We start from the raw sequence: 10693 nt of genomic DNA on the forward strand, positions 1-10693 counted from the left end.
CTCGAAGGGGCAAGAATCGGTTCATTTTGTGTTAATTGCGACCGCAATTGGCATGTGAGACAGAATATTAAACATTGGGTTTTTGTAAAAAATGAAGACTACATTTACTGCTACACCAGAAACAGTCACACGTGACTGGTTCGTCGTTGATGCCGAAGGTAAGACTTTAGGTCGTATCGCTACTGAAATTGCTACTCGTTTACGCGGTAAGCATAAGCCAGAGTATACTCCTCATGTTGACACTGGTGATTACATCATCGTTATTAACGCTGAGAAAGTTACTGTTACTGGTAACAAAGCTGCGGGCAAGATTTATTACTCGCACACTGGTTTCATCGGTGGCATTAAGCAGATTTCTTTTGAGAAGCTGCAAGCTCATAAGCCTGAGATGATTATCGAGAAAGCTGTTAAGGGTATGTTGCCAAAAGGTCCTTTGGGCCGTGCTATGTTCCGTAAACTTAAAGTTTACGCTGGCACTGAGCATAACCATGCCGCACAACAACCACAAGTTCTTGATATCTAAAACGGGAGTAAGCTAATGTCTGCAACTCAGTACTACGGCACTGGCCGTCGTAAAACATCTACTGCTCGCGTATTCGCTAAAGCAGGTAGTGGTGCAATCGTTGTTAACCAACGTCCACTAGATGTATATTTTGGTCGTGAAACTGCTCGTATGGTTGTTCGTCAACCTTTAGAGTTAGTTGAAATGACTGATAAACTTGACATCTATGTAACTGTTAAAGGCGGTGGAACCACTGGCCAAGCAGGTGCAATTCGTCACGGTATTACTCGTGCGTTAATGCAACTTGATGAAACATTACGTCCTGCTCTACGTACCGCTGGTTTTGTTACCCGTGATGCACGTAAAGTTGAACGTAAGAAAGTTGGTCTACGTAAAGCACGTCGTAAGCCACAGTTCTCAAAACGTTAATACGTTTTTGGAATGCAAAAAACCCAGCTTATGCTGGGTTTTTTATTGCCTAGCACTTTATGATTAATAGGGATTATTGAACTTTGTGGGTGGAATTTTATGCGAGGTAGAAACGAATTAAGCGCGATCAGTAGAGTACAACCTAGCAATCTCAGCAATATTCACTGTAAAAACGACCTTGATAGGTCAAAAGACCCTAATAAACTTGACTAAATTTGGGATAAAAACAAATGACACTACAGCTATTTGTGACAGCAATTGCCTTAGTATTAATCCTTGAGGGCCTCGGACCGTTACTCTTTCCACAAAAATGGAAAAAATATTTATTTGAGCTTTCTGGGCAAAACCAAAATGTTCTCAGACGCTTAGGTGGATCTTTAGTCACAGCCGGTGTTGTTTTGTTGATTATTTTTCAATAAAAAACTTGCCTATAACCCCCTAAAATCTGTTAAAATTCCACTTTATACCACAACCTTGCAGCAAATAATGGGCAAAAACGTAGTCGTACTCGGCACTCAATGGGGTGACGAAGGCAAAGGTAAGATTGTCGACCTTTTAACAGAACAGGCAAAATTCGTAGTTCGTTACCAAGGCGGCCATAATGCCGGTCATACCTTGGTTATCGATGGTGCAAAAACAGTTCTTCATCTTATTCCGTCAGGGATTCTACGTGATAACGTAAAATGTTTGATCGGTAATGGTGTTGTATTAGCTCCAGATGCGTTGATGAAAGAAATCAACATGCTGAAAGAGCGAGGCGTACCTGTCGAAGAGCGTTTACTTATTTCAGAAGCATGTCCGCTTATCTTACCTTTCCATTGTGCACTTGATATTGCTCGCGAAAAAGCGCGCGGTAATAAAGCTATTGGCACAACAGGTCGTGGTATTGGTCCTGCATACGAAGACAAGATTTCACGTCGTGGTCTTCGTGTTGGTGATTTATTCAATGCAGAGCTTTTTGCAACTAAGCTGCAAGAAGTCATGAAGTATCATAACTTCATGTTGACTGAATATTATCAAGCAGAAGCGGTTGATTACCAAACAACACTAGACGATGCATTAGCAATTGCTGATTATCTGAAGAGCATGTGTGTTGATGTTACAGAGCTATTAGATACTGCCCGTAAAGCAGGTGAGCCAATTCTATTTGAAGGTGCTCAAGGTACATTATTGGATATCGACCACGGTACATATCCATTTGTAACTTCTTCTAATACGACTGCCGGTGGCGTTGCGACAGGTTCTGGTTTTGGTCCTCGTCATATTGATTATGTATTAGGAATCATGAAAGCTTACACGACTCGTGTAGGTGCTGGTCCTTTCCCAACTGAATTAGCCAATGAAATTGGTGATTACATTGGTGAGAAAGGTCAGGAGTTTGGTGCTACTACAGGTCGTAAGCGTCGTCCAGGTTGGTTAGATGCAGTGGCAATGCGCCGTGCAGTTCAAATCAACAGCGTAAGCGGTTTCTGTTTAACTAAGCTTGACGTATTAGATGGTTTAGAAGAAGTGAAAATCTGTGTTGGTTACCAATACCCAGATGGCACTGTGTCTAAAATAACGCCATTAGCCGCAGAAGGTTATGAGCAAGTTACGCCTATCTATGAAAGTATGCCAGGTTGGAAAGAAACAACCTACGGTGCTACGTCTGTTGAGCAACTACCTGTTGCAGCAATTAACTACATCAAGCGTATTGAAGAGCTCTTAGAAACACCAATTGATATTATCTCTACCGGTCCAGACCGTAATGAGACAATGATTCTAGTTAATCCATTTAACTAAAATCAATATCAAAAAGGCCGCGTTAAGCGGCCTTTTTAATGAAACACGTTTACAAAGTATTGCTGAACGACTTAAGAAACCCATGGTTCGGCCGATGAATTAACTAATTACACTGTCATCGAGAATTGTTATGTTACGGCTTTCATTACTGCTTATATTAATGCTATTACTCGGTTCATCTGTTCAAGTTGCAAAGGCTGAATCTGGCGCCTTTGACATATACAGTGATGAACAACTTATTAAGCTTATCCGTAGTAATCAATATCTACAACGCGTTAAAGTTGATGAATGTCAGTTAGTTCAAGATATTGAAGCGAGAGCGGAAGTATTACAACAGCCTCTATATCAGTTTTTATGGGGCGAAATGCTAAATCACGGCGTATGTGTCAAAGTACATCCTGCTCGGGGTATAGCCATGTTACAAACCGCTGCAGCACAAGGCAGCGCAGAGGCGATGCTTAAGTTAGCTGACTATTATTACCAAGGTAAATTAGTCGTAAAAGATCGCAATCGCTCAGTGCAATACACATTACCCGCAGCAGCACATGGTGATGTTGGTGCACGTATGATGTTAGTCAAACTGTTTGCCGAAGGTTATGGCAGCCCACAAGACTATGAAATGGGTTATCATTGGTTGTATAACAGTATTTTTGATGATGAAAGTCAGCAAAAAAAAGCGACAGCATTATTACAACAACTTGCTGTGAAAATGCCCACAAGTATTGTTGAAAGGGCTCAACAGCAACAACTTTATATGCAATAAGGCATTTATATGCCAATGATTTGGAAATTGAATGATCAACGATCCTCATTTTGAGAGAGAGCAAGACAAGTACGACAATCCCATTCCTAGCCGTGAGTATATTTTAGAATACTTGCGCGCTCAAAAGTCACCTGTTACCCGTGACAAAATAGCAGAAGCATTAAACATTACCGCAGAAGAGCCATTAGAAGCCCTGCGTCGTCGTTTACGTGCAATGGAACGTGATGGTCAATTGGTATTTACCCGCGGACAGAGCTATGGCTTACCCGAAAAAATGGATTTACTTTCCGGCACAATTATCGGTCACCGTGATGGGTTTGGCTTTTTAAAGCTTGAAGAAGGCGGTGACGATTTATTTATTAATAATCGTGACATGCTGATGTATTTTCACGGGGATAAAGTATTGGCTCAAAAAGCGGGTACCGATCGCCGTGGACGCCGTGAGGCGAGGATTGTACGTTTAGTGCAAGAACGAAGTGCCGCACTAGTGGGCCGTTATCATGTTGATGGTGGAATGGCATTTGTGATTGCCGATGACCGCCGTATTACCCAAGAAATTTTAATTGCCAATGAAGATAAAAACGGTGCTCGCGCTGGTGATGTCGTGGTGGTTGAATTAACCAGAAGACCCGGCCGCTTTGTAAAAGCTGCGGGTAAAGTGACAGAAGTGCTAGGTAAAACCATGGCTCCGGGCATGGAAATTGAAATAGCATTGCGTAATTACGATCTTCCCCATACCTGGTCTGCAGTCATTGAGAAAAAACTTAAGCGCATTCCTGATGAAGTACCTGATTCAGATAAACAAGGTCGAGTTGATTTGCGCCATTTGCCATTAGTGACTATTGATGGTGAAGATGCACGTGATTTTGACGATGCTGTCTATGCGGAGAAAAAACCGGGTGGTGGTTGGCGTTTATGGGTTGCGATTGCTGATGTAAGTCATTATGTGCGTACCGATTCGGCATTGGATACCGAAGCTCGTGAACGCGGAAATTCTGTTTATTTTCCGTCACAAGTGATTCCAATGTTGCCAGAGAAAATATCTAATGGCCTGTGTTCATTAAATCCCCATGTCGATCGACTTTGTATGGTGGCTGAAATGACCATTGCTGCCAGTGGCAAGCTATCTGGGTACAAGTTTTATCCAGCGGTAATGCACTCGCATGCGCGCTTTACCTATACCCAAGTTGCCGACATGCTTGAGGGTGGAGTGATAGCGCCTGAGCATCAAGCATTGTTCCCGCATTTACAGTGCTTGCAATCTTTGTATTTAACCTTAGATGACCGCAGAGCTGAGCGTGGTGCGATAGCGTTTGAAACCCTAGAAACCCAGTTTATTTTCAATGAACAACGCAAGATTGATAAAATCGTGCCAAGAGGCCGTAATCAGGCGCATAAAATCATCGAAGAATGTATGATTTTAGCGAACGTAGCCTCTGCTAAATTTGTTAAAAAGCACAAAGGTGAAGTGTTATACCGCGTGCATGAAGCACCATCAGAACAAAAACTGGCTAACTTTAAAGAATTTTTGTCGGAGCGTGGATTATCAATGGACGGTGGGTTAGAGCCTACCCCGTCTGATTACCAAAATATCATGCTTAAAATAGCCGACAGACCGGACTCTGAGCTCATTCAGGTTATGTTGTTACGTTCAATGCGCCAAGCTATCTACAGCCCTGATAATGATGGTCATTTTGGTCTAGCATTAGAAGAATACTCGCATTTTACCTCGCCGATCCGTCGTTATCCCGATCTGATACTTCATCGTGTCATTAAATATTTATTGGCGAATGAACAAGGTGAAGTTAAAGATAAATGGACGCAAGATGGCGGCTTTAAGTACAGTCTTGAAGAACTTGATGCCTTAGGTGAAGAGTGCTCTATGACTGAGCGCCGAGCAGATGAAGCCACTAGAGATGTAAGCGATTGGCTAAAATGTGAATACATGCAGGATCATGTCGGTGATGATTTTGATGCCGTGATTGCCTCAGTCACTAACTTTGGTTTGTTCGTGCGTTTAAATGACCTCTTTATTGATGGTTTGGTGCATATCTCTAGTTTAGCCAGTGATTATTATCAATTTGATCAGATGCGCCAGCGACTCGTCGGTGAGAATACTCGTCAAGTCTACCAGGTAGGCGATGAGGTGAGTGTTAAAGTTGCTGCTGTCAATTTAGATGATCGTCAAATTGATTTGATCATGATTGGCGATAACAGTAAAGGCAAAGGTAAACGCCGTACCAGCGCGAAACCGTTAACTGCTCGTGAGCGTGTCAATTTAGAAGGTGCCAAATTAGCTCGTGGTACTAAAGATGCAGAAACACCGTCAAAAGGGCGAGCGAAGAAGGCCTCTGCAGATAAAAAACGTACTCCGGCGGCTAAAGGAACGGCTAAAAAAACTGCGGTTAAAAAGCCACGTGTAAAGAAAACTGGCCCGAAAAAAGCGACGGCTAAGTCATCAAATAATAGCGAGTCTGCCGCCAAAGCAGGCAGTGCAAAACGCAGTAAGAGAAAAAGCTAAATGAAAAAACAAGATATTATGTTTGGTATTCACGCCGTTGAAGCCTTATTAAAAAATAGCCCTGAACGTGTCATTGAACTGTGGTTATTACAAGGGCGTGATGATGAACGTTTAGCCCCAATTGTTGAGGCGGCTCAGGCTGCTGGTCTTAAGTCTCAGCGTGCAGCACGAAAAGTCTTAGACGAAAAAGCGGAAAGCACTCAGCATCAAGGTGTTGTTGCGCGTGTTACAGCGGCCAAAGTGCTTGCTGAAAACGAGCTAGACAGCTTACTGAATAAGCTTAATGCCGATGATAAAGTGCCCTTCTTTTTAATCTTAGATGGTGTAACCGATCCGCATAATTTAGGAGCCTGTTTACGTAATGCCGATGCGGCTGGTGTGCATGGCGTCATTGTACCTAAGGATAATTCGGTTGGCTTAACATCTGTTGTCAGCAAAGTTGCCTGTGGCGCGGCTGAAATTGTGCCATTATTCCAAGTAACTAATTTGGCTCGCACTATGCGTCATATTCAAGAAAAAGGTATATGGATTGTGGGCACAGCCGGTGAAGCCGATAGCAATGTTTATCAGGCTGACTTGAATGGCGCATTAGCCATTGCGATGGGGGCTGAAGGCAAAGGTTTGCGTCGTCTAACGCGTGAAAGTTGTGATTCGTTAATCTCAATTCCAATGGCAGGCAGTGTTTCAAGCTTGAATGTTTCGGTGGCAACTGGAGTATGTTTGTTTGAAGCCGTGCGTCAGCGTTTAGCTAACTAACCATAACTATGCGTACAAAAAAGCGAGCATCAGCTCGCTTTTTTGGGTCTATTGAAGCTAGATTTAGGCTTTAGGCTATTTATCGGTTGATTTAGTCGATGAATCTAATGGCTGCGCCACACTTTCCTCATCGTTATCAATATCAGTCACTTGAGTATAGTCAGGCTCGTCTTCTAGGGCGTCTTCTTTTCCTACCATATCAAATGCGTCATCTTCGGGGTTTATCATCTGGTTTTGTACTGATTGGACATTTACCCTAGGGTCAAAAGATGCCGCTAACGGTGATGACACTAAATCGCCCCCGGCCATCACATAATCGTTGCTAGAACCTTGTTCAGCTTTTTGCTTGTTATTGATAAACAATAAACGTATCACTAAAGTAAAAGCACAAATACTCATAAAGCCGTAAAGCATGTCATTGCCAATTTGTTGCATCAGTGCTGAAGCAATCAAAGGACCAATGCTTGCACCGAACCCGAAGGTGACCAAAATGGTTGCAGACAACCCTACACGTTCATGCTGTTCTACCCGCGAGTTTGCTAAGGCGGTTGCTAAAGGATAAAGGGTAAAAGCCAGTACACCAAAAATAGCTGTTAACACTAAAGAGATTTGGGCGTCAAAGGGGACTAACGCAATAATTAATACTAAGGTGCCCAATAACCCACAGTTAATGCGAATGAGGCGACTGCGAGGCATTAAATCAGAAAGCTTACCCATCGGCCATTGTGCAAGTAAACCAGCAAAAATGGTGCAGGTCATATAAAGCGCTACAGATTGAGGTTCAATCCCCTGGGCTGTTGCATAAGCAGGTGCAAGACCATAGAAACATCCCACAATCATGCTACCTAACGCTATGGTTGTTAGCGCTTGCGGTGCGCGCTTCCAGTAGTGCTTCATGTTAAGCGGTGCAGGTGTGAGAGGTTCTGGGTGAATACGACGAGTGATGGCGATGGGTACAATACAAAGAGCAAAACAAATGGCGATAAGTAACAGAGGTTCTAGGCCAAGATCGGGATATAAACTAATTGCGCCTTGTCCCGCCATTAACGCTAAGTACGAGACTATCATGTAACTGGCAAATACGGTGCCGCGCTGGCTAGGTTCAGATTGTTCGTTAAGCCAGCTTTCAAGTACCATATACTGGCACATCATGCCCATGCCGACTAATACACGTAATACTAGCCAAATGGTGAGATCTTCAATTAGGGCATGTCCTAATGCCGATGCAGTGACAATACCTGCACACGCTACAAATGCCCGAATATGGCCAACTTGTGCAATGAGTTTGTGACCCACTTTGGATCCACATACCAAACCAATATAGTAGGCAGACATCATGCCACCGACCCATATTTGTGGCACGTTCATCATGGTGAGTTTTAGGCCTAAATATGTAGTGAGTAGACCAGCAGCCAGTACCATCATAAAGGTCGTGCTGTATAACGAGGTGAAACTACGTAGTGGACTGGTCATCACACTGCCTCTATTGGTTTGGTTATCACTCAGTAGAAAGTGGTTCTTTACTGGAACGTGTACAGTAAGTTAAACGTGGTAACGGTGTCGGTTTTCTGGCTATCTTCAGGTACATCTGAAGTATATTTGATGTTAACCCCAATTTTAAATGCCCAATCTTGAATAAAGGTATTTCGGTAATTCATGTCTAGAGTTAAGGTATTATTATCACGGCCGGTTTCAGCGGTGACATCGGCATTTAAACTGGTATATTCTTGTAATTTGATTGAGTACTTGGCCGCAGAACGAACAATAATATCTTCGTTTGACACTGGGTTTGGTTCAGCAACAGAATCGGTTGGTAGGTCATATCGATAACCGGGACCTAATTCTAAACTCAGCTTAGTTTTATTATTGTTAATCAAATCAAAACCATAACCGCTAGAGATAGTGTAAATCTCGGTGTAGGAGCCGTATTCATCCCAAGTGAATTCACCACGACCGAATACATAACCGCGTTCTAATTTGTAGTTCGACTGTAAATACACTTCATATTTTTCGGCTGTCGCCTCTGTACCGTCGGCAGCGTAGTAAGCTTTAAAGGTGCCTTCTTGCTTAGTCTTTAGCGTGTCATAGGTAAGGTAAGTGCGGCCATTAAAGTTTTTGGTTTCATTGTTACCACTATTAAGTTGTAAACCCGCTTCGATTTCAGCATTAAAATCATTTTCTGGCTCTTGGTAATCGGGTGGTACCAATGCCCATGCAGAAGGGGACAAGGCAAGTAAACAGCAGATGGATAGCGCTTTTTTCATGAGGATCACTAATTATTTTTTATTTGACATAAGCTAAATTCAACTGGGGCTTATGATACCTGTATTCAATAACGCAGGAAAGAATACTTTATTACTTGAGTTTGGGTAAGAGTTTCTGTAATATCGCGCGCTCAAATCAGTCACTTTAATTCGTTCCTTGCCTCAAACTTGGTCTGACTGAGCCAAAACGAGGCTACTTAACCGTAAGGAGCAATAAATGCGTCATTATGAAATCGTATTTATGGTTCACCCAGATCAAAGTGAACAAGTCCCAGGTATGATTGAGCGTTACACTGGTGTTATCACCGCTGCAAACGGTTCAGTTACACGTTTAGAAGATTGGGGCCGCCGTCAATTGGCTTACCCGATTCAAGACCTACATAAAGCTCACTATGTTCTTATGAACGTAGAAGCAACTGCAGAGTCTATCGAAGAGTTAGAAACAGCTTTCCGTTTCAACGACGCTGTTCTGCGTAACATGGTAATGCGCACTAAAGTTGCCGTTACTGAAGCTTCTCCTATGGCAAAAGCAAGAGACGAGCGTGATTCACGTCGTTCACCTTCTGATGACCGTTTAGAAGAAGAAAGCGCTGAAGAAAACGCTGAATAATTTCTTTCTGTGAATAATCACTTAACTTTGTTTGGAACCATAACGCGTTCAAAACAAATGAGTAGCCCAAGCGGGATCAATCATACGATTATTACGCTAGAGCATAAGTCACAGAAGTATGATGCAGATTTATTACGAAACGTATACTGCCTTATACAAGTGGTGTTGAGTGGTCCACGCTTTAATAGCGTAGCAGATAAATTAAAAGCAGGTGTGCACGTTGAAGTAGAAGGGTTTCTTTCACTCCAACAAGGACGAAATGGTCAAAACCGTTTAGTACTGCATGCTGAAAATGTCGAATTGAAAACTTAGGAGACTGTCAACATGGCACGTTATTTCCGTCGTCGCAAGTTCTGTCGCTTCACATCTGAAGGCGTAACAGAAATTGATTACAAAGATATTGTAACATTAAAGAACTACATCACTGAAAGCGGCAAGATTGTTCCTAGCCGTATCACTGGTACTAGTGCTAAATATCAACGCCAACTAGCTCGCGCTATCAAGCGTGCTCGTTATCTTTCTCTACTGCCATACACTGATTTACATCAGTAATTGCAGTATTAATTCTTAATCGAATATAGAGGATTAGATAATGAACGTTATTCTGCTAGATAAAGTTGCAAACTTAGGTAGCCTAGGCGACCAAGTTTCTGTTAAAGCTGGTTATGCTCGTAACTTCCTTTTACCATACGGTAAAGCGGTTGTAGCAAACGCAGCAAACACTGAAGTATTTGAAGCTCGTCGTGCTGAATTAGAAGCTAAATTAGCTGCTGACTTAGCTACAGCGACTGCACGTGCTGAAAAATTAGCTGCATTAGAATCAGTTGTTATTGCTTCTAAAGCAGGTGATGAAGGTAAATTGTTCGGTTCAGTTGGCAACCGTGACATCGCTGATGCAGTAACTGCAGCTGGCGTTGAACTTGCTAAATCTGAAGTACGTTTACCTTTAGGTGCTTTACGCACTACTGGTGACTTCGAAGTTGAAGTACAAGTTCACACTGAAGTTAAAGCTATCGTTAAGATTTCTGTTGTTGCAGAAGCTTAATTATTGCTAGCGCTTTAAAAA

The 10693-nt window shown here is 42.6% G+C and carries 13 protein-coding genes; 11 read left to right on the forward strand and 2 right to left on the reverse strand.

The features are described 5' to 3' along the window. Positions 1-91 precede the first annotated feature (91 nt). From rplM to rlmB, 7 genes are all read left to right on the forward strand, one after another. A complete protein-coding gene (gene rplM / locus NE535_RS09835; RefSeq protein ID WP_188840149.1) occupies positions 92-523 on the forward strand; it encodes a 50S ribosomal protein L13 in 432 nt (143 codons plus the stop codon). A gap of 15 nt (positions 524-538) precedes the next feature. After that, complete coding sequence (gene rpsI, locus NE535_RS09840) at positions 539-931, forward strand: 30S ribosomal protein S9 (protein WP_261298465.1); 393 nt, start codon at positions 539-541, stop codon at positions 929-931. 230 nt (positions 932-1161) lie between these two features. Further along, positions 1162-1350 carry a DUF2065 domain-containing protein gene (locus tag NE535_RS09845; protein WP_261298466.1) on the forward strand — a complete coding sequence of 63 codons (189 nt, stop codon included), beginning with the start codon at positions 1162-1164 and terminating at the stop codon, positions 1348-1350. A gap of 67 nt (positions 1351-1417) precedes the next feature. Then, positions 1418-2713, forward strand: coding sequence for an adenylosuccinate synthase (locus tag NE535_RS09850; protein WP_261298467.1), 1296 nt, complete (start codon positions 1418-1420; stop codon positions 2711-2713). 130 nt (positions 2714-2843) lie between these two features. Further along, positions 2844-3476 (forward strand): tetratricopeptide repeat protein, encoded by a 633-nt coding sequence (locus NE535_RS09855; RefSeq protein WP_261298468.1) that lies wholly within the window; start codon positions 2844-2846, stop codon positions 3474-3476. Between the two features lie 31 nt (positions 3477-3507). Continuing rightward, positions 3508-5997: a ribonuclease R gene (gene rnr / locus NE535_RS09860; RefSeq protein WP_261298469.1), complete on the forward strand. Its 2490-nt coding sequence runs from the start codon at positions 3508-3510 to the stop codon at positions 5995-5997. Then, positions 5998-6753, forward strand: a complete 756-nt coding sequence (rlmB, locus tag NE535_RS09865; RefSeq protein WP_261298470.1) for a 23S rRNA (guanosine(2251)-2'-O)-methyltransferase RlmB — start codon at positions 5998-6000, stop codon at positions 6751-6753. A 75-nt stretch (positions 6754-6828) separates the two neighbouring features. Here rlmB and NE535_RS09870 read toward each other — a convergent pair whose 3' ends face one another. Together NE535_RS09870 and NE535_RS09875 are read right to left on the reverse strand one after the other, a co-directional pair. Further along, positions 6829-8226 (reverse strand): MFS transporter, encoded by a 1398-nt coding sequence (locus NE535_RS09870; protein ID WP_261298471.1) that lies wholly within the window; start codon positions 8224-8226, stop codon positions 6829-6831. A 47-nt stretch (positions 8227-8273) separates the two neighbouring features. Further along, positions 8274-9017, reverse strand: coding sequence for a DUF481 domain-containing protein (locus NE535_RS09875; protein WP_261298472.1), 744 nt, complete (start codon positions 9015-9017; stop codon positions 8274-8276). Between the two features lie 217 nt (positions 9018-9234). Between NE535_RS09875 and rpsF the strand changes: the two genes are divergently transcribed. Genes rpsF through rplI form a run of 4 tightly spaced genes read left to right on the forward strand, consistent with a single transcriptional unit; the run spans position 9235 to position 10672 of the window. Next, entirely contained in the window at positions 9235-9627 is a 393-nt protein-coding gene (rpsF, locus tag NE535_RS09880; RefSeq protein WP_261298473.1) for a 30S ribosomal protein S6, read from the forward strand. A 9-nt stretch (positions 9628-9636) separates the two neighbouring features. Beyond that, positions 9637-9939 carry a primosomal replication protein N gene (priB, locus tag NE535_RS09885; protein ID WP_261298474.1) on the forward strand — a complete coding sequence of 101 codons (303 nt, stop codon included), beginning with the start codon at positions 9637-9639 and terminating at the stop codon, positions 9937-9939. A 12-nt stretch (positions 9940-9951) separates the two neighbouring features. Next, a complete protein-coding gene (gene rpsR / locus NE535_RS09890) occupies positions 9952-10179 on the forward strand; it encodes a 30S ribosomal protein S18 (RefSeq protein ID WP_130598554.1) in 228 nt (75 codons plus the stop codon). Between the two features lie 40 nt (positions 10180-10219). Next, on the forward strand, positions 10220-10672 hold the full coding sequence (rplI, locus tag NE535_RS09895; RefSeq protein ID WP_261298475.1) for a 50S ribosomal protein L9: 453 nt from the start codon (positions 10220-10222) through the stop codon (positions 10670-10672). Positions 10673-10693 lie beyond the last annotated feature (21 nt).

It is taken from the genome of Shewanella holmiensis, from assembly GCF_025370255.1.
In the GTDB taxonomy this organism is placed as follows: Bacteria; Pseudomonadota; Gammaproteobacteria; order Enterobacterales; family Shewanellaceae; genus Shewanella; species Shewanella holmiensis.